Origin of the sequence: Burkholderia dolosa (genome assembly GCF_902499135.1) — a bacterium.
Taxonomy (GTDB): Bacteria; Pseudomonadota; Gammaproteobacteria; order Burkholderiales; family Burkholderiaceae; genus Burkholderia; species Burkholderia dolosa.
Map to the genome: position 1 here is coordinate 84554 of NZ_CABVPR010000005.1, position 23544 is coordinate 108097.

Annotated in this window: 23 protein-coding genes; 10 read left to right on the forward strand and 13 right to left on the reverse strand. The window is 68.2% G+C overall.

Going from position 1 to position 23544, the window contains the following annotated elements; all coding sequences use genetic code 11:
- Nucleotides 1–132: 132 nt before the first annotated feature.
- From BUB20358_RS04110 to BUB20358_RS04120, 3 genes are all read right to left on the reverse strand, one after another.
- Nucleotides 133–960: a TIM barrel protein gene (locus BUB20358_RS04110; protein WP_035971749.1), complete on the reverse strand. Its 828-nt coding sequence runs from the start codon at nucleotides 958–960 to the stop codon at nucleotides 133–135.
- 31 nt (nucleotides 961–991) lie between these two features.
- Nucleotides 992–2008 carry a hypothetical protein gene (locus BUB20358_RS04115; protein ID WP_006763458.1) on the reverse strand — a complete coding sequence of 339 codons (1017 nt, stop codon included), beginning with the start codon at nucleotides 2006–2008 and terminating at the stop codon, nucleotides 992–994.
- A 122-nt stretch (nucleotides 2009–2130) separates the two neighbouring features.
- Nucleotides 2131–3195, reverse strand: a complete 1065-nt coding sequence (locus tag BUB20358_RS04120) for a LacI family DNA-binding transcriptional regulator (RefSeq protein ID WP_006763459.1) — start codon at nucleotides 3193–3195, stop codon at nucleotides 2131–2133.
- Between the two features lie 180 nt (nucleotides 3196–3375).
- Here BUB20358_RS04120 and BUB20358_RS04125 point away from each other — a divergent pair, with 180 nt between their 5' ends.
- From BUB20358_RS04125 to BUB20358_RS04135, 3 genes are read left to right on the forward strand one after another with little or no spacing between them, the layout of a single operon-like run.
- Nucleotides 3376–4461 (forward strand): fatty acid desaturase family protein, encoded by a 1086-nt coding sequence (locus tag BUB20358_RS04125; protein WP_006763460.1) that lies wholly within the window; start codon nucleotides 3376–3378, stop codon nucleotides 4459–4461.
- A gap of 34 nt (nucleotides 4462–4495) precedes the next feature.
- Nucleotides 4496–4804 (forward strand): non-heme iron oxygenase ferredoxin subunit, encoded by a 309-nt coding sequence (locus BUB20358_RS04130; RefSeq protein ID WP_035971750.1) that lies wholly within the window; start codon nucleotides 4496–4498, stop codon nucleotides 4802–4804.
- Nucleotides 4805–4809: 5 nt separating this feature from the next.
- Nucleotides 4810–6051 (forward strand): NAD(P)/FAD-dependent oxidoreductase, encoded by a 1242-nt coding sequence (locus BUB20358_RS04135; RefSeq protein WP_045552507.1) that lies wholly within the window; start codon nucleotides 4810–4812, stop codon nucleotides 6049–6051.
- Between the two features lie 115 nt (nucleotides 6052–6166).
- Here the strand turns inward: BUB20358_RS04135 and BUB20358_RS04140 are convergent, their stop codons facing one another.
- The 3 genes from BUB20358_RS04140 to glpD all read right to left on the reverse strand — a co-directional run bounded on the left by BUB20358_RS04140 (nucleotide 6167) and on the right by glpD (nucleotide 10116).
- Nucleotides 6167–6883 (reverse strand): MIP/aquaporin family protein, encoded by a 717-nt coding sequence (locus BUB20358_RS04140; RefSeq protein ID WP_006763462.1) that lies wholly within the window; start codon nucleotides 6881–6883, stop codon nucleotides 6167–6169.
- Nucleotides 6884–6973: 90 nt separating this feature from the next.
- Nucleotides 6974–8476, reverse strand: coding sequence for a glycerol kinase GlpK (glpK, locus tag BUB20358_RS04145; RefSeq protein WP_035971751.1), 1503 nt, complete (start codon nucleotides 8474–8476; stop codon nucleotides 6974–6976).
- Between the two features lie 116 nt (nucleotides 8477–8592).
- Nucleotides 8593–10116, reverse strand: coding sequence for a glycerol-3-phosphate dehydrogenase (gene glpD, locus BUB20358_RS04150; RefSeq protein ID WP_006763464.1), 1524 nt, complete (start codon nucleotides 10114–10116; stop codon nucleotides 8593–8595).
- A gap of 160 nt (nucleotides 10117–10276) precedes the next feature.
- Between glpD and BUB20358_RS04155 the strand changes: the two genes are divergently transcribed.
- The gene (locus BUB20358_RS04155) at nucleotides 10277–10645 is read left to right on the forward strand and encodes a hypothetical protein (RefSeq protein WP_035971752.1); all 369 of its coding nucleotides are present in this window, start codon (nucleotides 10277–10279) and stop codon (nucleotides 10643–10645) included.
- Between the two features lie 83 nt (nucleotides 10646–10728).
- On the opposite strand, the gene BUB20358_RS04160 is transcribed toward BUB20358_RS04155, so the two are convergent.
- Together BUB20358_RS04160 and BUB20358_RS04165 are read right to left on the reverse strand one after the other, a co-directional pair.
- Nucleotides 10729–10926: a phage tail assembly chaperone gene (locus tag BUB20358_RS04160; RefSeq protein ID WP_006763466.1), complete on the reverse strand. Its 198-nt coding sequence runs from the start codon at nucleotides 10924–10926 to the stop codon at nucleotides 10729–10731.
- Between the two features lie 304 nt (nucleotides 10927–11230).
- Nucleotides 11231–12010 carry a DeoR/GlpR family DNA-binding transcription regulator gene (locus BUB20358_RS04165; RefSeq protein WP_035971753.1) on the reverse strand — a complete coding sequence of 260 codons (780 nt, stop codon included), beginning with the start codon at nucleotides 12008–12010 and terminating at the stop codon, nucleotides 11231–11233.
- A gap of 215 nt (nucleotides 12011–12225) precedes the next feature.
- Between BUB20358_RS04165 and BUB20358_RS04170 the strand changes: the two genes are divergently transcribed.
- The 3 genes from BUB20358_RS04170 to BUB20358_RS04180 all read left to right on the forward strand — a co-directional run bounded on the left by BUB20358_RS04170 (nucleotide 12226) and on the right by BUB20358_RS04180 (nucleotide 15591).
- Nucleotides 12226–13866 carry a gamma-glutamyltransferase family protein gene (locus BUB20358_RS04170; protein ID WP_035971754.1) on the forward strand — a complete coding sequence of 547 codons (1641 nt, stop codon included), beginning with the start codon at nucleotides 12226–12228 and terminating at the stop codon, nucleotides 13864–13866.
- Between the two features lie 320 nt (nucleotides 13867–14186).
- The gene (locus tag BUB20358_RS04175) at nucleotides 14187–15014 is read left to right on the forward strand and encodes a ferritin-like domain-containing protein (protein WP_035971755.1); all 828 of its coding nucleotides are present in this window, start codon (nucleotides 14187–14189) and stop codon (nucleotides 15012–15014) included.
- 70 nt (nucleotides 15015–15084) lie between these two features.
- Nucleotides 15085–15591: a hypothetical protein gene (locus BUB20358_RS04180; RefSeq protein WP_035971756.1), complete on the forward strand. Its 507-nt coding sequence runs from the start codon at nucleotides 15085–15087 to the stop codon at nucleotides 15589–15591.
- On the opposite strand, the gene BUB20358_RS04185 is transcribed toward BUB20358_RS04180, so the two are convergent.
- The 3 genes from BUB20358_RS04185 to BUB20358_RS04195 all read right to left on the reverse strand — a co-directional run bounded on the left by BUB20358_RS04185 (nucleotide 15585) and on the right by BUB20358_RS04195 (nucleotide 19226).
- The gene (locus BUB20358_RS04185) at nucleotides 15585–17015 is read right to left on the reverse strand and encodes a DEAD/DEAH box helicase (protein ID WP_035971757.1); all 1431 of its coding nucleotides are present in this window, start codon (nucleotides 17013–17015) and stop codon (nucleotides 15585–15587) included. The two genes, BUB20358_RS04180 and BUB20358_RS04185, sit on opposite strands and share 7 nt — an antisense overlap.
- Before the next feature lie 128 nt (nucleotides 17016–17143).
- Nucleotides 17144–18442 (reverse strand): c-type cytochrome, encoded by a 1299-nt coding sequence (locus BUB20358_RS04190; RefSeq protein WP_035971758.1) that lies wholly within the window; start codon nucleotides 18440–18442, stop codon nucleotides 17144–17146.
- A 19-nt stretch (nucleotides 18443–18461) separates the two neighbouring features.
- Complete coding sequence (locus tag BUB20358_RS04195) at nucleotides 18462–19226, reverse strand: c-type cytochrome (RefSeq protein ID WP_006763473.1); 765 nt, start codon at nucleotides 19224–19226, stop codon at nucleotides 18462–18464.
- 385 nt (nucleotides 19227–19611) lie between these two features.
- On the opposite strand from BUB20358_RS04195, the gene BUB20358_RS04200 reads away from it, so the two are divergent.
- Nucleotides 19612–20544 carry a CopD family protein gene (locus BUB20358_RS04200; protein WP_035971760.1) on the forward strand — a complete coding sequence of 311 codons (933 nt, stop codon included), beginning with the start codon at nucleotides 19612–19614 and terminating at the stop codon, nucleotides 20542–20544.
- Between the two features lie 210 nt (nucleotides 20545–20754).
- Here BUB20358_RS04200 and dgoD read toward each other — a convergent pair whose 3' ends face one another.
- Complete coding sequence (gene dgoD, locus BUB20358_RS04205; RefSeq protein ID WP_035971761.1) at nucleotides 20755–21903, reverse strand: galactonate dehydratase; 1149 nt, start codon at nucleotides 21901–21903, stop codon at nucleotides 20755–20757.
- A 129-nt stretch (nucleotides 21904–22032) separates the two neighbouring features.
- On the opposite strand from dgoD, the gene BUB20358_RS04210 reads away from it, so the two are divergent.
- The gene (locus tag BUB20358_RS04210) at nucleotides 22033–22737 is read left to right on the forward strand and encodes a FadR/GntR family transcriptional regulator (protein ID WP_006763476.1); all 705 of its coding nucleotides are present in this window, start codon (nucleotides 22033–22035) and stop codon (nucleotides 22735–22737) included.
- Between the two features lie 15 nt (nucleotides 22738–22752).
- Here BUB20358_RS04210 and BUB20358_RS04215 read toward each other — a convergent pair whose 3' ends face one another.
- The gene (locus BUB20358_RS04215; protein ID WP_035973277.1) at nucleotides 22753–22998 is read right to left on the reverse strand and encodes a DUF1272 domain-containing protein; all 246 of its coding nucleotides are present in this window, start codon (nucleotides 22996–22998) and stop codon (nucleotides 22753–22755) included.
- A gap of 151 nt (nucleotides 22999–23149) precedes the next feature.
- On the opposite strand from BUB20358_RS04215, the gene BUB20358_RS04220 reads away from it, so the two are divergent.
- The gene (locus BUB20358_RS04220; RefSeq protein WP_035971762.1) at nucleotides 23150–23497 is read left to right on the forward strand and encodes a GFA family protein; all 348 of its coding nucleotides are present in this window, start codon (nucleotides 23150–23152) and stop codon (nucleotides 23495–23497) included.
- Nucleotides 23498–23544 lie beyond the last annotated feature (47 nt).

Below are 23544 nucleotides of genomic sequence, written 5' to 3' on the forward strand. Positions count from 1 at the left end.
CGGCTGCGCGGCACGGCTTTTCGGCTTCGCGGTTTCGCGGCGGCTTCGACGTGCGCGGTCCAAACGTGCGACGGACGCCGGCTCGCGTGCCGGCCGTCGCCGACGCGTATGTCTCGTGCGTTGCCGCGCCGCTCAGCGTGCGGCCAACTCCGAGCGGACGTAGTCGATGCTCGCGCGCAGCCGGCCTTCGATGTCGTCGGCTGCGGCGATTTCGTCCGCGAACGGTTCGAACGACAACGCGCCGCGGTAGCCGCGCGCGAGCAGTTCGCGCAACTGGCGGATGTTGCCGAGCCGGTCCGCAGCGCCGACCAGTACGCGATGACCGTCGCGCATCCGCGCGACCGGCAGATCGGCTTCGTCGACGCCCGAGAGGTGCACGAGGCCCGTCAGGTTCGGGAAGAAGATGTCTTCGCCGGCCAGGTGATGGTGGAACGTGTCGTGCACGAGCCGGAACACCTGTTCGCCAGCTGCGTCGTAGATCGCCTTCACCGCGTCGGACTTGCGGCGCAGCGCGCACTCGTCGAAGCCGAGCGGTTCGATGAAGCCGAGCAGGCCGCGCGCGTCGAGGATCGGCTCGAGCGCCTTCAACGCGTTCACGAGATCGGCGTGGCGCGCATCGGCGCTGCGCGTATCGCCGCGGCTGTTGGTCGGGCACAGCACGAGTGCGCGTGCGCCGCATTGCGCGGCGTAATCGGCCAGCGCCGTCGCTTCGTCCGCGCGCTCGGCGTTCCATTGGTCGAAGCGCTGCAGCGCGTTGATCGTCAGGATCGTCACGCCGCCGGCTTCGGCCGTCGCGCGCACGGTCGTGGCCGGCGTGCCATCGGCGATCTCGACGCCGTCGACGTCGTTGCGGATCTCGATCGCATCGATGCCGAGACGCCGGCACAGCGCGACGTAGCGATCGAGCGGCATGCGCGGCGCGCTCATCCGGTTCAGCGAAAAGTGAAATGCTTGCGTCATCGTTGCGTCCTCCGGTGTCGTGTGGGGCGAATCAGGTGGCGGCGCGCGCATCGGCCGCCTGCGCGGCGAGCGCGCGCCACGTGTCGCGCAGCCAGTGCGCGCACGCGACGTTGTTGTCGAAGATCGAATAGCGCGCGCCGCCGCCGTAGTCCGGAAACGGAATGAATTCGCAGCTGATCTGCTCGAGCTGCGCAGGCTGCGTGCGGACTTGCCAGCGCAGCAGCTGGCGCAGCGCTTCCTTCCACGTGTCGAGCCGTGCGGCGTCCCATGCGCCGTGATAGGTGCCCGGCGCGGGCGCGACGAACGGATACTGAATGCCGCGGCCGGGCCTGCCGTCCGCGCGGCGCATCCAGCGGTTGTCCGGATTGTTCGGAATCACGCTGCGCGCATGCGCGTGCCGCACCCACCCGCGCGCGATCCAGTCGGTATAGATCGCCGTCGGCGATGCGGGGTCGAGCAGCGCGCGTCCGCCGTCGGGCTCGCTGTCGACGTGCGATGCGGCGAGTTCCGCACGGTTGCCGATCTTGAACAGCAGATGCGAATGGTCGAGCGTGATCCGGAACGGCGCGCCGGCTGCATCGACGTGTTGCGCGACCCGCGCGATGCGTGTGAAATCCTCGCTCCACATGTCGACGTGCACTTCGACGCTCGGCAGGCAGCCGACCCGCTCGCCGCGTTCGTAAGCGCGCAGATAGAAGTCGGCGACCTCGCGGTCCGACAGCGGATGGCCGTCCGCATGATGCGCATGCAGCTGGCAGTTGAGCACCGTGCTGCCGAACCGCGCGCCGGCGTCGACGATCTCGGCCACGTGCGCTTCGTCGGCGCCCGCGCGCCAGATGCCGCCGATCACGCGGATCGGCAGCGCGTGGCGCTCGACCAGCGCGAAATACGGCGACAGGTCTTCGCCGCGCAGCGGATTCTTTTCGACGTAGTCGAACGCGCGGGCGGCCGCGATCATCCGGAAGCGTTCGGCCGGCGACGGCGGCGGCAGCCCGTCGTGTTCGAGCACGCCGTCGATGTTGACGCCGACGAGAATCGGTTCGGCCATCGTCTCCTCTTTGTCGTCGTATTGCGATGGCTGTCCAATTTACGGATGCGCGGCGCGCGCCGCATGACCGACGTTGACGAAAAATCGCCAACGCGACGGTCGATTTTTTCGCGCCGCGCGGCTCAAGCCTGCAGATACGCGCTCGTCCTGACGTTCGCCGAACAGAACACGCGGAATTCGACCGCTTCGCGCGGCGGCGGCTGTTCGACGATTCCGCACGCGTGCAGCACATGCTGCAGCGCGGAGATCGCCTGCCCGTCCGGATCCTGGTCGATTGCGATGTCCATCGCGCCGGCCTCGATGAACGCGCGGTGCTCGTCGAGCATCTCGTGTCCGATCCACACGACGCGGTGCGCCGCGTCCGCGTTGCGCAGCGCGGCTTCGATGCCGGCCGAACCGGCGCCGCTGTTGTAGATCGCGACCAGATCGTCGTGCCGGCGCAATGCGTCGGTCACCGCGCGGTAGCACCGGTCGTCCTGATCGAACGTCTCGATCGGCTCGTCGCTGCAGCGCAGCGCCGCGAATGCGTCGGTCAGCTGATCGACGCAGCCGGCGAGCCGCTCCGCATGCGCGCGGTATCCCATCCGCGCGCCGAGCAGCAGCACGCGGCCCGCGCGCGCCGCGAGGCGGCCGATGTAGTAGCCGGCCGTGCGGCCGGCGCGGTAGTTGTCGATGCCCGCGTAGTGCACGCGCGCAATGCCGGAGATGTCGGTGACCATCGTGACGACGGTTTCGCCGCGCGCGATCGCGCCGGCCAGTGCGTCGCGCACGCGCGGCGTGTCGGGCGCCGTGACGATCAGCGCCGCGCGCCGGTACGCGGGCCGTTCGATCAGGGCGGCCGCGCGCGCGTCGTCCGCCGCGGGCAGGATCGTCCGGTGCACGACCACGCGGCGGTCGAGCATCTGCAGCGAGCGCTGCAGCGCCTGCTGCAGCCGGCGGAAGAACGGCGTATCGGTGTCCGGCAGCAGCACGTCGACGTGGATCAGTCCATGCCGCGTGTCGGGCAGCTGCCGCGGCACGCCGAGCTGCCGGGCCGCGGCGACCACACGCTCGCGTGCGTGCGCGGATACGCTGCCGCGCTCGTTCAGCACGCGATCGACGGTCGTCGTGCTGACGCCGGCGAGCGCCGCGATCTCGTCGAAGCGCGCGGTGCGCTTGCGCCAGCGCGGACCGGATTCGCGTGTCATGTCGTCTCCATCGTTGTCTTCGCCATTCGGAATGACGCTGACCGGTACGCTAGGACGCTGGCGAAATTTCGTCAATGTTCCCGTTGAGCGCGCGGTGCCGGTCGCCTAATTTTGCTTTCACGCCGAAGCGCTTGCCGAAGCGCCCGCCGCTTTCCGAGCATCGACGAACAGGAGACACGAGTGGCCCCCATGGACGACCAGGCGCGCGATCGCACGGCATCGGCGCGCCGTCACGAATACCGGATGATCGGCGGCGCCGGCGAGCGTGCGCGCGCGGCCGGGCTCGTCAACGCCGAGTGGTACCGCTGCCCGGTGCCGCGACCGCTGATGAAGCAGCTGATGCAGCGCGACGATGCGCGCGCGATCCGCGACACGCTGATCTGGTACGCGGCGATCGCGGTCAGCGGCGCATTGGCGTGGCTCGCGTGGCGCGCGCATTCGGCGTGGACGATTCCCGCGTTCTTCGTGTACGGCACGCTGTACTGCAGCCCGGCCGATTCGCGCTGGCACGAATGCGGTCATGGCACCGCGTTTCGCACGCGCTGGATGAACGACGTGCTGTATCAGGTCGCGTCGTTCCAGGTGTTTCGCCGCGCGACGGTGTGGCGGTGGAGCCATGCGCGCCACCACACCGACACGCTCGTCGTCGGACGCGACCCGGAGATCGCCGCGCCGAAGCCGACCGACTGGCTGTCGCTCGCGCTGAACGTCGTCGCGCTGAAGCATGTGGCCGGTGAACTGCGCAAGATGGTCGCGATCGCGTTCGTCGGCCGGCTCGACGACGAAGAGCGCACGTACGTGCCCGAATCGGAATGGCCGAAGGTCGTGCGCGAAGCGCGCATCCATCTGGCCGTGTATGCGGCGGCGATCGGTGCGTCGCTGGCCTGGCACACGATGCTGCCGCTGCTGTACGTCGGGCTGCCGAGTCTCTACGGCGCGTGGCTGTACCTGTACTTCGGCCTCACGCAGCACGCGGGAATGCCGGAGAACGTGCTCGATCATCGGCGCAACTGCCGGACCGTGATGATGAATCCGGTGTTCCGCTTCCTGTACTGGAACATGAACTACCACGTCGAGCACCACATGTTTCCGATGGTGCCGTTCCATGCGCTGCCGAAGCTGCACGACGCGGTAAAGGCCGACATGCCGCCGCCGTACCGCAGCACGCTCGCCGCGTATGCGGAGATCGTGCCCGCGCTGATCCGGCAGACGCGCGATCCGTCCCATCACGTCGTGCGTCCGGTGCCGGATGCCGCGCGTGCGTGAGCGGCCCGCACATTCAACGAAGGAGACGCGAATCATGACGCAATGGATCGACGCCGGCGCACTCGACGACATCGACGAAGACGACGTCGCGCGCTTCGACCACGCAGGCCGCACGTATGCGATCTACCGGATCGGCGGCAACGTGTATGCGAGCGACGGGCTGTGCACGCACGAGCACGTGCATCTCGCAGACGGTCTCGTGATCGATCACGTGATCGAATGCCCGAAGCACAACGGCCGCTTCGACGTGCGCGACGGCCGGCCGCTGTCCGCGCCCGCGTGCGAGAAGCTGCGCACGTATCGCGCGAAGATCGACGACGGCCGCATCCTGATCGAGGTATGACCGCGATGGCGACCGAACGCGTGATGGCGATCGTCGGTGCGGGGCACGCAGGCGGCCGCGCGGCGCAGGTGCTGCGCGAGTGCGGGTGGCGCGGGCGCATCGTGCTGATCGGTGCGGAGGCGCACCTGCCGTACGAGCGGCCGCCGTTGTCGAAAGGCGTGCTGACGGGCGAACGCAGCGCCGCGCAGTGTCAGTTGCGCGACCCGCGCGCGTGGGCGGCGGACGGCATCGAGCCGATCGTCGCGACGGTCGAACGCATCGACCCGCACGCCCGCGAAATCCGCGTCGCGGGCGCCCGCACGTTCGGCTATGACGCGCTGCTGCTCGCGACCGGCGCACGTGCGCGCCGCCTCGCGATTCCGGGCGCGACGCTCGACGGCGTGCTCGCGCTGCGCACGCTCGACGATGCGGCGGCGCTCGGCGCACGGCTCGTGCCCGGCGCGCGCATCGTGTCGATCGGCGCCGGCTTCATCGGACTCGAGGTTGCCGCGTCCGCACGGCTTCGCGGGTGTCGCGTGACGGTGCTCGACGCGGCGCCGCGCGTGCTCGGGCGCGCGGTGCCGGCGGCAATCGCCGCGCGCGTGCACGCGCTGCACGTGCAGCACGGTGTGACGATCCGCGTGAACTGCGCGCCGGTTGCGATCGAGCGGACGGCGGCCGGCGCGCTCGCGATCGTGCTCGACGACGGCAGCACGCTCCACGCCGATACGATCGTCGCCGGCATCGGTATCGAACCGGCCGACGAACTCGCGCGCGATGCGGGCCTGCGCGTCGATCGCGGGATCGTCGTCGATGCGCGGCTCGAGACGTCGGCGCCCGGCATTTATGCGGCCGGCGACGTCGCGGTGTTTCCGCGCGGCCGTTCGGGACGGCTCGTGCGGCAGGAGACGTGGCACGGCGCCGAAACGCAGGCGCGCGTCGCCGCGCGCAACATGCTCGGCGCCGACGAGCCGTATCGCGACACGCCGTGGTTCTGGTCCGATCAATACGACGCGCAGCTGCAGGTGGCCGGCGACCCGGCGCTCGGCGAGCTGACCGTCGCGCGCGTGCTCGACGACGACGCCGAAATCCACTTTCATTTCGACGCGCATGCGCGGCTGGTCGCCGCGAGCGGCTTCGGGCGCGCGTCGGGTTTCGTCAAGGAGATGCGGGTCGCGAGAATGCTGGTCGAGCGCGGCGTCGACGTCGCGCCGGATGCAGTCGCGGATACGAACGTGAAGCTGAAGTCGCTGGCGGCGGCCGCGTGACGGTCGGCGCCGGACCGCGCGCGTGCGGCGACGCGGCTTGCGAAGAAGAGAGTGAAAGCGTGTCGTTGCCGGCGCGTGCGGCAGCGACGTGCCGCGCGCGCCGGCGAAGCGACGCTCAGACCGTCGCGTGCAGGCGCAGATACAGGCCGGCCGCCGCCGCGCCGCCGAGCAGCGGGCCGATGACCGGCACCCACGCGTAGCGCCAGTCGCTGTCGCGCTTGCCCGGAATCGGCAGCAGCGCGTGCATGATCCGCGGCGACAGATCGCGCGCCGGGCTCATCGCGTAGCCGGTCGGGCCGCCGAGCGAGATCCCGATGCCGAGCACGAGCAGGCCGACCGGCAGCGCATCGAGCGCACCGAGGCCGACCTGCGGCGATGCGAGGTACAGCACGCCGAGGATCAGCACGAACGTGCAGATCGCTTCGGTCAGCACGTTGTGCGTGACGCTGCGGATCGCGGGCGCGGTGCAGAACACCGCGAGCTTCAGGTCGGCGTCGGCTTCCTTCGCGAAGTGCTGCCGATACGCGAGCCACACGAGCAGCGCGCCCGCCATGCCGCCGAGCATCTGCGCAAGCACGTAGCCGCCGACTTTCGACCACGCGAACTTGCCGGCGAGCGCGAGGCTGATCGTGACGATCGGATTCAGGTGCGCGCCGCTGAACGACGCGGTCACGTAGACCGCGACGAATACGGCCATCGCCCAGCCCATCACGATCACGATCAGGTCCGCGCCTTTGCCCTTGGTTTTCGCGAGCAGCACGTTCGCGACCGCGCCGTTGCCGAGCAGCACGAGGATCGCGGTGCCGATGAATTCTGCAATGTAAGGTGACATGTTCGTCTCTCGTATGTCCGGGCAGACTCGCGCGCTGCGCGGTCCGCCGGTGTTGTTGTGTGTTGTCGTCTTTCCGTCTGGCGGCGACGCTTATCGGCCGTCGTCGGCCCACGCCTTCGCGGCGCGCACCGCGCGCTGCCAGCCGGCCATGCAGCGCTCGACCTGGTCCTTCGGCATCGACGGCGCGAAGCGGCGATCGAGCTGCCACTGGCTGCGCACCTCGTCGAGGTTCTTCCAGTAGCCGATCGCGAGGCCGGCGAGGTATGCGGCGCCGAGCGCGGTCGTTTCGGTGATCTGCGGGCGCACCGCATCGACGCCGAGCAGGTCCGCCTGGAACTGCATCAGCAGATCGTTCGCGCTCGCGCCGCCGTCGACGCGCAGCTCGCCGATGCTGATGCCCGAATCGGCTTCCATCGCGGCCAGCACGTCGAGCGACTGATACGCGATCGCATCGAGCGCGGCGCGCGCGAGGTGCGCGGACGTCGTGCCGCGCGTGACGCCGAACACCGACCCGCGTGCGCGCGCGTTCCAGTGCGGCGCGCCGAGCCCCGCGAACGCGGGCACGAGATAGACGCCGTCGCTATGCGGGACGCTCGCGGCGAGCGCTTCGATTTCGGCAGCCGTCTTGATGATGCCGAGCCCGTCGCGCAGCCACTGCACGACCGCGCCGGCGATGAAGATGCTGCCTTCGAGCGCGTACTGCACGTTGTCGCCGATCTGCCACGCGATCGTCGTCACGAGGTTGTTCTTCGACTCGATCGGCTTGTCGCCGGCGTTCATCATCAGGAAGCAGCCGGTGCCGTACGTGTTCTTCACCATGCCCGACGTCGTGCACATCTGGCCGAACAGCGCCGCGTGCTGGTCGCCGGCGATACCGGCGAGCGGAATCTTCGACGCGAACACGGTCGTCTTCGTATGGCCGTAGATCTCCGACGACGCCTTCACGTCCGGCAGCATGCTGCGCGGGATGTCGAGCAGTTCGAGCAGCTCGTCGTCCCACTCGCGCGTGTGGATGTTGAACAGCATCGTGCGCGACGCGTTCGTCACGTCGGTCACGTGCAGCTCGTGCTTCGTGAAGTTCCACACGAGCCAGCTGTCGACCGTGCCGAACGCGAGCTTGCCCGCGCGCGCCTTGTCGCGCGCGCCGGGCACGTTGTCGAGGATCCAGCGGATCTTGGTGGCCGAGAAGTACGAGTCGATCGGCAGGCCGGTTTTCGCGCGCACCTTCGCTTCGAGACCCTGCTTCTTCAGCGAATCGCAGAAGTCGGCGGTGCGGCGATCCTGCCACACGATCGCGTTGTACACGGGCTGGCCGGTGTCGCGATCCCAGACGATCGTCGTCTCGCGCTGGTTCGTGATGCCGATCGCTGCGATCGACGTGCCGTTCAGGCCCGTGCGCGTGACGGCTTCGGCGGCGACGCCGGCTTGCGTCGACCAGATTTCCTGCGGGTCGTGCTCGACCCAGCCGGGTTGCGGGTAGATCTGGGCGAATTCCTTCTGGGCGATCGATACGATGTTGCCCTGGCGATCGAACAGCATCGCGCGGGAGCTCGTCGTGCCCTGGTCGAGCGCGAGGATGTACTGGTCCTGCATGTCTCTCATCTCCATCCGTGGATTGGCTTAGTTGTGATGCGCGCCGCACGGGTGGCGGCGCGTCGGTGATTCAACGTCGGTGATGCAACTTCTGCTGCGGGCGGCTCGCGCCGTGCTCACGCATGCGGCGCGTGCGCGGCGGCGAACCAGCCGTCGATAGCGGCCGCGACCGCGTCGAGCGTGCCCGGCGCGACGTGCAGGCCGAGCTTCGAGCGGCGCCACAGCACGTCCTGCGCGCAGGTCGCCCATTCGACGTCGCGCAGGTAGCGCAGTTCGGCGTCGAACAGGCCCGGCGCGATTTCGGCGCCGAGTTCCGCGAGCGACGTCGCGCCGTCCAGCACGCGTTCCGCGCGGGTGCCGTATGCGCGCGCATAGCGGCGCGCGAGCGCGGCAGGCAGCCACGGATGGCGCGTCGCGAACCGGTCGGCAAATGCGTCGAACTTCGCGTCGGCGATGTCGCCGCCCGGCAGCGGTACGCCGGCCGTCCATGCGGCGGCGTCGCGGCCGAGCGCGCGGCACAGCAGGTCGGCCGCTTCTTCGGCGAGCTTGCGAAACGTCGTGATCTTGCCGCCGAACACCGACAGCAGCGGCGCGCCGGCGCCGTCGTCCAGCTCGAGGCGGTAGTCGCGCGTGACGGCCGACGCGTTCGCGGCGTTTTCGTCTTCGAGCAGCGGACGCACGCCGGAATAGGTCCACTGCACGTCGGCCGGCGAGATCTTGCGCTTGAAGTAGCGGTTGATCGAATCGCACAGATACTGCGTTTCGTCGCGATCGATCGCAACCTTCGCCGGATCGTTCGTGTATTCGACGTCGGTCGTGCCGATCAGCGTGAAGTCGCGTTCGTACGGAATCGCGAAGATGATCCGCTTGTCCGGGTTCTGGAAGATGTACGCGTGGTCGTGGTCGAACAGCCGGCGCGTGACGATGTGGCTGCCTTTCACGAGCCGCACGCTGTGATGCGCGCCGCGGCCGAGCGCGCCGTGCAGCACGTCGCCGACCCACGGACCGGCCGCGTTCGCGATCGCGCGCGCGTGCACGACGTGCGTCGTGCCGTCCGCGAGCTGCAGCTGCGCTTCCCATTCGTCGCCGCGGCGCTGCGCGGAAACCAGCTTCGTGCGCGTCAGGATCTCGGCGCCGCGCTCCTTCGCATCGAGCGCATTCAGCACGACGAGCCGCGCGTCGTCGACCCAGCCGTCCGAGTACACGAAGCCGCGCCTGATCGTATCGACGAGCGGCGTGCCGGCCGGATGGCGGCGCATGTCGATGCCGCGCGAGCCGGGCAGCAGTTCGCGTTTCGCGAGGTGATCGTAGAGGAACAGGCCGACGCGGATCAGCCATGCCGGCCGCAGGTTCGGCATGTGGGGCATCACGAAACGCAGCGGCCACATGATGTGGGGCGCCGCGCGCAGCAGCGTTTCGCGCTCCTGCAGCGCCTTGCGCACGAGGCCGAACTCGTTGTACTCGAGATAGCGCAGACCGCCGTGAATCAGCTTCGTGCTGGACGACGACGTGTGCGACGCGAGATCGTCCTGCTCGCAGAGCATGACCGACAGGCCGCGGCCGGCCGCATCGCGCGCGATGCCGGCGCCGTTGATGCCGCCGCCGACGACGAGCAGATCGTAGCGATTCGGTTGGGTCACCTGCTGTCCTTATCGTCTGAGGGAAAGTGACGAACATGAAATGTTCGAATTCGAAATCTAACGAACGAAATCGAAAAAGTAAAGTTCGAAAAAGAGGGCGGGTAGCGCGCACCGCGATCCGGGACGATACTGGCGGCTTGACCATTTCGCGAGGTGAATCATGCGTATCGGGATGTGGGTCGGCGCGTGCGCGGTCGTTCTGGCAGGATGCGGCGTCGGCATGCCGCCGCTGGCGGGCAACTGGCGCACGCCGTCGTTCGCGGACCTGCAGACGTCATGCGGCGGCGCCGCGCGCGACTGGGGCGACGACGCGCAGCCGGTGTATTCGACGCTGTACGACGCGTACGTCGCGAAGCGGTATCGCGGGCTGACGGACGCGAACTATTGCGCGTTCGTAAACGAACTTTCGACGCACTATGCGGCACCCGACGCGCCGGGGCGCGCGGGCTGGGTCGCGTATTTCAACGATGCGCGGGCGCAGGCGATCAGCTGGCGCGCGGCGGTCGATCCGACGCTGCGCGGCGGCTGAAGCGCGTGTAGTGGAAACGGGGGCGGGAAAGGCCGCGCGGCCGGAAAACCGGCCGCGCAGTCAGGTCGGTCACGGCGGGAAGTTTACGAATAGCGGTATTTGATCGACCGCAGCGTGGCGTCGCCGGTCTCGGTGACGCAGTATTTGCGTCCGGATCCCAGCCCTTCGAGACGGACGAGCTGCTGTTCGAGCAGTGCGTCCAGTTCGTCCCGATCCATGTCGGCCTGGTCGGGCGCGTCCTTCACAAGCAGTAGCGTGGCGAATTCATGCGGACTCAGCATCGTTCTCTCCATGGCAACCGGTCTGCCCGCGCGGCCGGCGCGACCGCCGGCGAGCGCGATACCCCGCGGGGTATGGCTTGGGGGGAAAAGCTGCATTCGCCGGCCAGACGGTTCGCACACGCCGTGGCACAGGCGGATCGGGCGAACGGGCCGGGGAACTGGAGTCTAGTCGAGCGTGCACGTGACGACAACTCGTGCCCCGTTAATTTTCCGTTTGACACGCGCATGCCCCGCAAGCGGTTCGGCTGCGGCGGCAACTTCTTGATTTCACTTGAAGTTCGCGACGCGCTGCAGCATCGCGCGGTCACTGTGCGACGTACACCTGCGTGCCGGCGGCCGCGATCGTGTCGGCCATTTCGGGCGGCAGCGGCTGGTCGGTGAACAGCGCATGGACCTGGCTCAGATGCCCCTGGCGGACGAGCGCCGGGCGGCCGACCTTCGAGTGGTCGGCGACGAGGTACACCGTGCGCGCATGCTGCATGATCGCCTCCGCGACGCGCACCTCGCGCGTGTCGAAGTCGCGCAGCGTGCCGTCGGCCTCGATCGCCGACGTGCCGATGATCGCGTAGTCGACCTTGAACTGGCGGATGAAGTCGATCGCGAGCTCGCCGACGATGCCCTTGTCCCACGGCCGGACGATGCCGCCGGTGATCAGCACTTCGCAGTCCGGGTAGCCGCTCATCATCGACGCGACGTTCAGATTGTTCGTGATCACGTGCAGCCCGTGATGGCGGTTCAGCGCGCGCGCGACTTCCTCGGTCGTCGTGCCCAGGTTGATGAACAGCGACGCCTGATCCGGAATGTGCGATGCGGCCAGCGCGGCGATCCGCCGCTTCTCGTCGTGGAACATCCGCTGGCGCGCCGTGTACGACACGTTCTCCGAGCTGGTCGGCAGGCTCGCCCCGCCGTGGTAGCGGCGCAGCAGATTCAGATCGGCGAGCCAGTTCACGTCGCGGCGGATCGTCTGCGGCGTGACCGCGAAGTGGGCGGCGAGATCGTCGACCGTCACGAAGCCGTCGCGCTGCACCCATTCGAGCAGTTCCTGCTGGCGAGCGTTGAGGGTGAGGCGGGGATCTCGTGTCATGGTTCGGCGATCGGAGCGTGTGAGACGAAGCCGGTATTGTAAGGGCGTTCGGGCCGGCGGCCGGCCCGCGGGCGCGTCGTATTCATGCGCAGCCGGCATGGATTCATGTGACAAATGAATTTGTGCGATCGGGTGGATCGCGCTGCAATGGCGGACTGTCCGCGCATGCGCGCGCCTTCAGCTTTCTGCATTCCGCTTTCGACGAGGTGGCACCGATGACTGGCTTCAACTGGCACAACCCGTATCCGACGACGCGCATTCCGGTGTTCGCGCGCAACGTCGTGTCGACGTCGCACCCGCTCGCCGCGCAGGCCGGCTTGCGGATGCTGTGGAAGGGCGGCAACGCGGTCGACGCGGCGCTGGCCGCCGCGGTCGCGATCACGGTGGTCGAGCCGGTGTCGTGCGGGCTCGGCGGCGACGCGTTCGCGCTCGTGTGGGACGGCGAGCGGCTGTCCGGCCTGAACGCATCGGGCGTCGCGCCGGCCGCATGGAACGTCGACTATTTCCGCAAGCGCCACGGCGAGGATGCGCATGGGATCGCGAACAAGCCGACCCGCGGCTGGGACACCGTGACCGTGCCGGGCGTGATCGCCGGCTGGGAGGCGCTGCACGCGAAGTTCGGCTCGCTGCCGTTCGCGGATCTGCTGGAGCCGGCGATCGAGATCGCCGAGCGCGGCTACTCGGTGCCGCCGATCGTCGCGCACAAATGGGCGGCGGCCGTGCCGGAGCTGCAAGGACTGCCGGGCTTCGCGGACACCTTCATGCCGCGCGGCCGCGCGCCGCTGGTCGGCGAGCGCGTGTGCCTGCCCGGTCACGCGCAGACGTTGCGCACGCTCGCGGCGGAAGGCCCGCGCGCGTTCTACGAAGGCGCGCTCGCCGAGCGGCTCGCTGCGTTCGCGCGCGACGGCGGCGGCGCGTTGACCGAAGCCGACTTGCGCGCGTACCGGCCGGAATGGGTTGAGCCGATCGGCAAGCGCTTCGGCCGCCACACGATCCACGAGATTCCGCCGAACGGGCAGGGGATCGCCGCGCTGATCGCGCTCGGGGTCGCCGAGCACGCGGGCGTGACCGAGTGGCCCGTCGATTCGGTCGACTCGCAGCACCTGCAGATCGAGGCGATGAAGCTCGCGTTCGCGGACGTCTATCGCTATGTCGCCGATCCGCGCGCGATGGACGTCACGCCCGAGCAGATGCTCGACGATACGTATCTCGCCGAACGCGCGAAGCTGATCGATCCTGCGCGCGCGACGCACTTCGCGGCGGGGCGGCCGCATTCGGGCGGCACGATCTACCTGGCGGCGGCGGACGAGCGCGGGATGATGGTCAGCTTTATCCAGTCGAACTACATGGGCTTCGGCTCGGGGCTCGTCGTGCCCGGCACCGGCATCGCGCTGCAGAACCGCGGGCACGGGTTCTCGATGGATCCGGCATCGCCGAACGTGGTCGCGGGCGGCAAGCGGCCGTTCCACACGATCATCCCGGCGTTCGTCACCGAGGCGGTCGGCGGCCGCACCGAGGCCGTGATGAGCTTCGGCGTGATGGGCGGCGACATGCAGCCGCAGGGCCACCTGCAGACGGTGATCCGGATGCTCGGCTACGGTCAGCAGCCGCAGGCCGCGTGCTGCGCGCCGCGCTGGAAGGTCAATCGCGACTTCACGCTCGACGTCGAGGCGACGATGGACCGCGCGACGGTCGACGCGCTCGCCGCGCGCGGCCATACGATCCAGTCGATCGACGATCCTTACATGGATTTCGGCTCGGGGCAGTTCGTGTGGCGGCTCGATCCCGACGATCCGGAGCGCGGCTACGTGGCCGCGAGCGACAGTCGCCGCGACGGGCTGGCGGCCGGATTCTGACGGAACGCTTTCCATTGAAGCGAGCAGCGGGCGGCCGAGCGGCCGCCCGTTTCGTTTGCGGACGCGATGCGCAGCGTGCGGCGTGCGGCGCGGCGGTTCGAAGGACCCGTCTAACGAACGGCAACGCGGGCGGCGGAACTGCGCGACACGCGGTTGGTCAGTGCTCTGAAGCACGAACTTCAAACTCGGGCTAAGATGCCTGAATGGTTCGGCCGGACCAATCCACTAAAAACGCAAGTAGAACGCCGCCAGCGGGACGGTACCGCCTGTGCCGGAGGCATGGGTCGGCCCGCCGGCGCGACGACTGGGAGCGCACTACCATGCACACCGAAACGACGCATGTCATGCCGTGGCGTATCGAAGATATCGACCTGAGCCGGATCGATCGCCAGCGTGCCGCCGCAAACGAGGATCTGCTGCTGCTGCTGTGCGCGGCGTCGTTCATCGAAAGCGGCTCGGATCTCTACACGAGCAATCTGAGCGAGTTCTTCAACGACGATCCGGAAGTGTCCGAGTGGCTCAACAATGCATGGGAGCACGAAGAATTGCAGCACGGCCGCGCGCTGAAGGCCTACATCGCGCACGTGTGGCCGGAATTCGACTGGGATACCGCGTTCGCGAACTTCTTCGAAGAGTATTCGAAGACCTGCTCGGTCGAAGCGTTCGAGAAGACGCGCGCGCTCGAGATGGTCGCGCGCTGCGTCGTCGAGACGGGCACGGCCACGCTCTACCGCGCGATCAACGAGTGCTCGGACGAGCCGGTGCTGAAAGAAATCACCGACAACATCCGCACGGACGAAGTGCGTCACTACAAGCACTTCTTCAAATACTTCAAGAAGTACAACCAGCTCGAAGGCAACGGCCGGCTCGCGGTGCTCGGCGCATTGATGCGCCGCGTGATGGAAATCAAGAACGAGGATTCGGAGATCGCGCTGCGGCACGTGTTCGCGGTCCGCTATCCGGAGCGCGTCGGCGACAGCGAATACAGCCGCGCACGTGTCGCGCGCATCAATTCGCTCGTGCGGCGCAACCTGTCGGCCGACATGTGCGTGAAGATGCTGCTCAAGCCGCTCGATCTGCCCGCGAAGATTCAGCCGGGCGTCCACTATCCGCTGACGAAGCTCACGCAGCACGTGTTCTTCCGTTGATCGCCGCTGCGCCCGCCGCCGCGTGCGCGCTGGCGCAGCGGCGTCGGCCCGGCATCGAGGCCACGCCATCATGACCGATTCTGATCGCCACGCGCTCGAACAATGGACGTTCGACGCGTGGCCGCCCGCCGTCGTATCGCTGTTCGACGGCACCGCGCTCGAACGCCACGCGGATCTCGCCGCATCGCTGATCGTCGCGACCGACGAAGGCCAGTTGCGCACGACGCTGCTGAGCGTCGGCGAAATCTATGCGCGCGACGCGCGCACATTGCTGTTCGCGCTGTGGCCGCAGTCGCGTGCGGCGCGCGCGATCCGGCAGCGGCGCGCGGCCGCGCTGACGCTCGTCGCGGACGGTGCATTCTTCCAGGCGCAATTGAAGATCGAGCCGCTCGAAGGCGACTTCGGCGGGCTGGCCGGATTCGCTGCGACGATCGTGCGTGGCGATGCGCAGCGGGTCGGCTATGCGCGTGTCGTGACGGGCGTCACGTTCGCGCTGGAAGGCGAGCGCGCCGCAGTGCTCGCACGCTGGCAGCGTCAGATCGAGCACTTGCGGCGCGCAGCCGCGCAGCTTCAGTGACCGCGCTGGCCGCTGCGCGACGAACGGTTGCGGTTCGCGTGCGCGGACGTGCCGCCCGACGGCCGCGCGCCGTTGCCGGCCGAGCCGCCGCCTGACGTGCGGGGCTTCGCGGCCTTCGGTTGCGCGTTGCCGTCGCGCTTCGCGGCCTTCGGCTGCGCGTTGCCATCGCGCTTCGCGGCCGGCTGACCGGCGCCGCCCGCACGCGGCTGACGATTGCCGCCGGCCGCGCCGCCGCGCGGCTGCTGCCCGCGGCGCTGCTGAATCGGCTCCGGCTTCGCGTTCGGATCGGGCTCGAAGCCCGCGATCACTTCCTGCGGAATCTCGCGCTTGATCAGCCGCTCGATGTCGCGCAGCAGCTGCTTCTCGTCGACGCACACGAGCGACACCGCCTCGCCGGTCGCGCCTGCGCGCCCCGTGCGGCCGATCCGGTGCACGTAGTCTTCGGGCACGTTCGGCAGATCGAAGTTGACGACGTGCGGCAACTGGTCGATGTCGATTCCGCGTGCGGCGATATCGGTCGCGACGAGCACCTGCAGCGTGCTGTTCTTGAACTCCGTCAGCGCGCGCGTGCGCGCCGACTGGCTCTTGTTGCCGTGGATCGCCATCGCGCTGATGCCGTCCTTCGTCAACTGCTCGGCCAGACGGTTCGCGCCATGCTTCGTGCGCGTGAACACGAGCACCTGGAACCAGTTGTGTTCGCGGATCAGATGCGTGAGCAGTTCGCGCTTGCGATCGCGGTCGACCGGGTGAATCTTCTGCGCGACGGTCTCGGCCGTCGTATTGCGGCGCGCGACCTCGATCAGTGCCGGCGAGTCGAGCAGGCTGTCGGCGAGCGCCTTGATCTCGTCGGAGAAGGTCGCGGAGAACAGCAGGTTCTGGCGGCGCGGCGGCAGCTTCGCGAGCACGCGCTTGATGTCGTGGATGAAGCCCATGTCGAGCATCCGATCCGCTTCGTCGAGCACGAGGATGTCGAGGCTCGACAGGTCGATCGTCTTCTGCTGCATGTGATCGAGCAGGCGACCCGGCGTCGCGACGACGATGTCGACGCCGCGCTTGAGCGCATCGATCTGCGGATTGATGCTGACGCCGCCGAACATCACGGTCGAGCGCAGCTTCAGATACTTGCTGTACGCGCGCACGCTTTCCTCGACCTGCGCGGCGAGCTCGCGCGTCGGTGTGAGAATCAGCGCGCGCACCGCGCGCTTCGCGTTGCGGTGCTCGGCGTAGAACGTGTGCAGGCGCTGCAGGATCGGCAGCGTGAAGCCTGCGGTCTTGCCGGTGCCGGTTTGGGCGCCGGCGAGCAGATCGCCGCCGCCGAGGACGGCCGGGATCGCCTGCTGCTGGATCGGGGTCGGCGACGTGTAGCCGAGTTCGTTGACCGCCTTGACCAGCGGTTCGGCCAGGCCGAGAGATTCGAAAGACATAGATACCACTCTTGAGTTTTATGATCGGCGACGCCTCGCGCGGCCCGCGCGGGAGACTGGCGTCGCAAAAAGCAAAGGGGCGCGGCTGCGGGTGATCCGCAGCCGCGCCCCGTTTGCGTCAGCGTTATTTAGTCAAGCGGCGCGGAACGCAGGTCGCTCACCTGTTGCGGCGAGATCGGCGTACCGTTGTTGCCCCACGACATGCGGATATACGTGACGACCGCCGCAACCTCCTGGTTCGACAGCGATTGTGCGAACGGCGGCATCCCGTACGGACGCGGATTCTTGAACGTGCTCGGCGGATAGCCGCCGTTCAGCACCATGCGGATCGGGTTGACGGCCGATTCCATCATGATCGAACGGTTGCCCGCGAGCGGCGGATACGCAGGCGGCTTGCCCGCGCCGTTGTCGGCGTGGCAGGTCGCGCAGTTGTCTGCGTAGATCTTCTTGCCCTGCTCGAACAGCGCGTTGCCGAACTGCTTCGACGTCTCGTACTGCATGTTCTTCGGCGCGTCGGCCTTCTGCGGGATCGACTTCAGGTACGTCGACATCGCGCGCGTATCTTCGTCGGTCATGTATTGCAGGCTGTTGTGCACGACGTCCGCCATCGGGCCGAACACCGCGCCCTTGTTCGACACGCCGGCCTGCAGCAGGTCGGACAGCTCCTGCACGTGCCAGTCGCCGAGGCCGAGTTCCTTGTCGTTGGTCAGCGACGGCGCATACCAGTTCTGCAGCGGGATCAGGCCGCCCGCGAAGGCTGCCGAATTCACCGGACCGCCCATCATGTTGATCGACGTGTGGCACATCGAGCAGTGGCCGAGGCCTTCGACGAGGTACGCACCGCGGTTCCATTCGACCGACTTGGTCGGATCCGGCTTGTACTCGCCTTCCTTGAAGAACAGCGTGCGCCAGCCGATCAGCAGGTTGCGGTTGTTGAACGGGAATTTCAGTTCATGCGGACGGCTCGGCACCGACACCGGCGCGACCGAGCGCAGGTACGCGTAGATCGCGTCCGAATCGGCGCGCGTGACCTTCGTGTAGCTCGCGAACGGGAAGCCCGGATAGAGCAGGCTGCCGTCCTTCGAGCGGCCCGTGTGCATCGCGCGATAGAAATCGTCCGACGTCCACTTGCCGATGCCGTTCTGGTCGTCCGGCGTGATGTTCGGCGTGTACATCGTGCCGAACGGCGTCGCCATCGGCAGGCCGCCCGCGAACGGCTTGCCGCCGCGCACCGTGTGGCACGCGATACAGTCGCCGACGCGTGCGAGATATTCGCCTTTCTTGATCAGCGCGGCCTGGTCGGCCGGCGTGGCCGCGACGGCCGAAGCGCCGTGCAGCGTGTCGCTGGCCGGCCACAGGACCGGCACGAGAGCCGCTGCCGCGACGATCGCGACAGCCGAGAGTGCAAACAGGGACTTGCGTTTCATTGTGTCTGTCTCCCTTGCCTTATTGCGGTTCGCTGCCGCAGGCGAGCGGAGTCTTCATCGAACGCGCCGGGGCCGGCACGGGGTTGGCGGGCGCCGGCTGCGCGGCGAGCCATGCCGTCACGGCCGTCACGTCTTCGTCGGAAAGCTTGGCTGCGATGTCGTGCATGCAGTCGGGTGCCTTCGCGCGGCGGTTGCCCGAGCGCCATGCGCCGAGCTGCGCGCTCAGGTAATCGGCGTGCAGGCCGACGAGGCCCGGAATCGCCGGCTGCATGCCGGTCAGCCCTGCGCCGTGGCAGGCCACGCAGGCCGGCAGCTTGCGCGCCGGATCGCCTTGCGTGACGAGCTGCTTGCCGCGTGCGAGCGTCGCGGCCGGCAGCGTCGGCTTCGCGGGCGTCGGATACGGCGGGCGTTCGGCGGAGAAGTGCTCGGCCATTTCGCGCAGGTAGTCGTCGCTCAGGTACGTCAGCAGGTAGTTCATCGGCGGGTACTTGCGCCGACCGTCGCGGAAGTTGACGAGCTGGTTGTACAGGTACTCGGCCGGCTTGCCGGCAAGACGCGGGAAGTAGTCGTTGTCCGTGCCCTGGCCATGCACGCCGTGGCACGCCGTACAGCCGCGCACGCGCTCGGCCATGGTATCGGGTGCCTTGAGCGGTGCCTGCTGCGCGTGGGCTTGCTCCGTGGGCTTGGTCTGCGCTTGGGCAGCGCTCATGAGGCCCGCGCCGCCGATCATCAGAACGGCGAGCAGCGGACGGAAGAGGCGTCTTGAAGACACACGAGACTCCATGTTTATTCGACGGGGACCTGTCCGGGCTACGATCGGCTCGGCATGACGGCAGGACAGCCGGGCTGCTGCGACGCGGCATTCTATCATCGATGGGTAATGACGGCTATTTGGCAAAAGAGCAGGGGTTCCTGCCTGTTTGCGACTTGCGACAATTTGACGCGCAGCGTGCAGCGCACACGTGAACCGGCGTGCGCTTTGCCCATCGAAGACCGTACACTCGCGGGTCGCGCGGCGATGTCTGCGCCGCGGACCCAGTCATTTCTCCCGTTTTTCCGGATGTCTCGATGACGTTTCTTACCGTGCCGTTGCCCGTTTTCCGCATTCCCGTCCACCAGCCGAGTTCGTGCTGCGTCGCCGCGCCGTCGTTTCAAGCGGGGCGCGTGCGATGAGGATCGACAGTTTGTGGATCGGGCAGGTCGCGCTTGCCGCGTTGATGGACGCGACGTTCGCGATGGCGGTGGGCTCCGCGCTGCTCAAGGCGTGGCTCGGCAAGGACGGCGCGCGGCCGGCCGTCGCGCCGTCGCATTCCGCATGGCTGCGCGCGCAACATTCGCTCGTCGCGGCCGCGCTTGCGCTCGTGCTTGCCGACGTCGGCTGGCTCGTATACGAGGCGGCGACGATGAGCGGCGCCGGCCTCGGCGGCGCGTTCGCCGCGATTCCGACCGTGCTCGCTCAGACGCATGCGGGCTTTGCGTGGAGCGTCGCGTTCGCCGGCGCCGTCGTGCTTGCGATCGTCGCGCTGCTGAAGCCGGACGGTCCGCTCGCGCACGCGGTGCTGTGGCTGGCGGTGATCGTGGCGGCGGCCGGCAAGGCGTCGCTCGGCCATGCGGCCGACACGGGCGGGTTGTCCGCTGCGGTCGGCGTGCAGACGCTGCATCTGCTCGCGACCGCGGTGTGGGGCGGCCTCGTGCTGGCGGGCGGACTCGCCGTGCTGCCGGCGCTCGGCGCGTCGGTCGCGCGCGGGTCGCTGATCCGCATCGCTCAGCAACTGTCGCGTACGTCGGCGATTGCCGTCGTGTTCGTGCTCGCGACGGGTGTGCTCAACGCGGTGCGCGGGCTCGGCGGCTCGCTCGCGCCGCTCGACGGCAGCACGTGGGGGCGCGTGTTGCTGCTGAAGCTGCTGCTCGTCGCGCTCGCGCTCGTGCTCGGCGCGCTGAACCGCTTCTCCGCGCTGCCGCGCCTGCGTCGCACTGCATCGACCGAGGACGCGTACACGTTCCGCAACATCCTGCATCTCGAGGCGCTGACGATGATCGGCGTGTTCGTCGCGGCGGCTGTGCTGTCGTTCAGCGTGCCGGGATTCGCGGCGCTCGGCTGACGGCCGCGCGTATACAGACAGCGAGACGGCGGACAGCGCGGCGCAACCGACGGCTCGCGCGTTCCGCGCGATCGATTCACGCCGCTCGCGCCATTCGCACGATGCGCACCGTTCGGGCCGCGGATGCAAAAAGGCCGCCTGCCGGCGGCCGTATCGGAACCCGTCGCGCAACGCAGCCGGATGCACCGTGCCCCCGTTGCGCGTCGTCCGTCACCACTCGGCGACGCTGCCGTCCGCGTGGCGCCACACCGGGTTGCGCCAGCGATGGCCCGTCTTCGCCATCTCGCGCACCTTCTCCTCGTTGACGTCGATGCCGAGCCCGGGGCCTTGCGGAATCGCGACGAAGCCGTCGTCATAGCGGAACACTTCGGGATTGCGCAGGTAGTCGAGCAGGTCGTTGCCCTGGTTGTAGTGAATGCCGAGGCTTTGCTCCTGGATGAACGCGTTGTAGCTGACCGCATCGAGCTGCAGGCACGCGGCAAGCGCGATCGGCCCGAGCGGGCAGTGCAGCGCGAGCGCGACGTCGTAGCTTTCCGCGAGCGTCGCGATCTTCCGGCATTCGGTGATGCCGCCTGCGTGCGATGCGTCCGGCTGGATGATGTCGACGTAGCCGCCCGCCAGGATGTGCTTGAAGTCCCAGCGCGAGTAAAGCCGCTCGCCGAGCGCGATCGGCGTGTTCGTCTGGTTCACGATGTCGCGCAGCGCCTCGGCATTCTCCGACAGCACGGGCTCCTCGATGAACATCAGCTTGTACGGATCGAGTTCCTTCGCGAGCACCTTCGCCATCGGCTTGTGCACGCGGCCGTGGAAGTCCACGCCGATCCCGACGTGCGGGCCGACCGCGTCGCGCACCGCCGCGACGTTCGCGATCACCTGCTCGACCTTGTCGTACGTGTCGACGATCTGCAGCTCCTCCGAACCGTTCATCTTCACGGCCTTGAAGCCGCGTTCGACGACCGCGCGTGCGTTGTTCGCGACGTCGCTCGGCCGGTCGCCGCCGATCCACGAGTAGACCTTGATCCGGTCGCGCACCTGGCCGCCGAGCAGCGCGTGCACGGGCACGCCGTGATGCTTGCCCTTGATGTCCCACAGCGCCTGGTCGACGCCGGCGATCGCGCTCATCGTGATCGGGCCGCCGCGATAGAAGCCTGCGCGGTACATCACCTGCCAATGATCCTCGATCAGCAGCGGATCGCGCCCGACGAGATAGTCGGCCAGTTCGTGGACGGCCGCTTCGACGGTGTGCGCACGGCCTTCGACGATCGGTTCGCCCCAGCCGACGATGCCCTCGTCGGTTTCGATCTTGAGGAACAGCCAGCGCGGCGGGACGACGAAGGTTTCGAGGCGGGTGATTTTCATGAAGAGTCTCCAGGGTGGGCCGGCGCGGGCGCGCTCGCGCGTTGCCGGTCGCATGCTTTCGCGGTTATCCTAGCGCAAGCCGACTAAAAATAGTATTAATAGCACTATTGTGCAGATAGTGGACAGCCGATGCCCGCTCAACAAAGAACGACGATTCAACGCGACCTGCATGGACAGACGGCCTTTCGCCTCGCGACGGCGATCCTGCGCGGCGACTACGCGCCCGAATCGCTGCTGCCGCGCGAGCCCGAATTGATGGAGATGTTCGGCGTGAGCCGCACGGTGCTGCGCGAGGTGCTGCGCACGTTGACGTCGAAGGGGCTCGTCGAATCGCGGCCGAAGGTCGGCACGCGCGTGCGGCCGCGCCGCGCGTGGAACCTGCTCGATGCCGATCTGCTCGACTGGTACTCACGCGTCGCGCCGCCGCTCGCGTTCGCGCTGAAGCTGCAGGAGATGCGCGAGATGATCGAGCCGCACGCGGCGGCGCTGGCGGCCCGCGCGCACACGCCGGGCGGGTTCGACGCGATCGAGGACGCGGTGCGCGCGATGGCGGCCGCGCGCAACGTCGACGAATGGGTGCGTGCCGACCTGCGCTTTCATCTGAGCGTGCTCGAGGCCGGCGGCAACGAGCTGCTGGTGCCGCTCGGCGCGCTGATCGATCGCACGCTCGAGGCGCAGCTGCTGGTGAATGCGCACCGCGCGGACGTGTTCAACGCGTCGCTCGCCGAACATACGGCGATCAGCGACGCGATCCGCGTGCGCGACGAGGACGGCGCACGCCGCGCGATGGCGACGCTGCTCGCCGTCACGCGCGCGCGAATCGAGATGTCGTGACGAGCCCGACGGCGATCACGCGCCCGCGCAGCCGCCGGGCTTCACGATGCGTTGCGTCGATGGCGGGTATTTCGCAAGCAGGCTCGCCGGCCGCCGCGGGCGCGTCACGAGTTCGCCGCCGCAGTTCGGGCAACGGCCTTTGAGCACTTCGTCGGCGCAGGTCGCGCAAAAAGTACATTCGAATGTGCAAATACGTGCGTCCGCCGAGTCGGGCGGCAGATCCTTGTCGCAGCATTCGCAGCCGGGGCGCAGTTCCAGCATGACGGTCATTCCTCGATCGACGGTGGCGGGCCGCGCCGACGGGCGTTGCGTGCGGCGCATGTGCGCGCTACTGTACGCGCTTGAGCCGGCCCGGCCAACGGTGTCCCGTTCGGGCGCCGCCGATGTGCACGGGCGATCGGAGGAGACGACCATGCTTTATCGCGGAAGCTGTCACTGCGGAGACGTGAAATTCGACGCGCAAGGCGATCTGCAGCGCGTGATGGCCTGCAACTGTTCGATCTGCCGGCGCAAGGGCGCGCTGATGTGGTTCGTGCCGCTCGAGCATATGGCGCTGCTGACGCCCGAAGAAAATCTCGCGACCTATACGTTCAACAAGCACGTGATCCGGCATCGCTTCTGCAAGCGCTGCGGGATTCATGCGTTCGGCGAAGGCGTTCATCCGGACGGCACCGCGATGGCGGCGATCAACGTGCGCTGCCTCGACGACGTCGACATCGACGCGCTGCCCGTCACGCATTTCGACGGCCGCTCGCTCTGATCGGCATCCGGCGTTCGCGGCGCTGTGCGAACGGCGGCGCGCCCGCC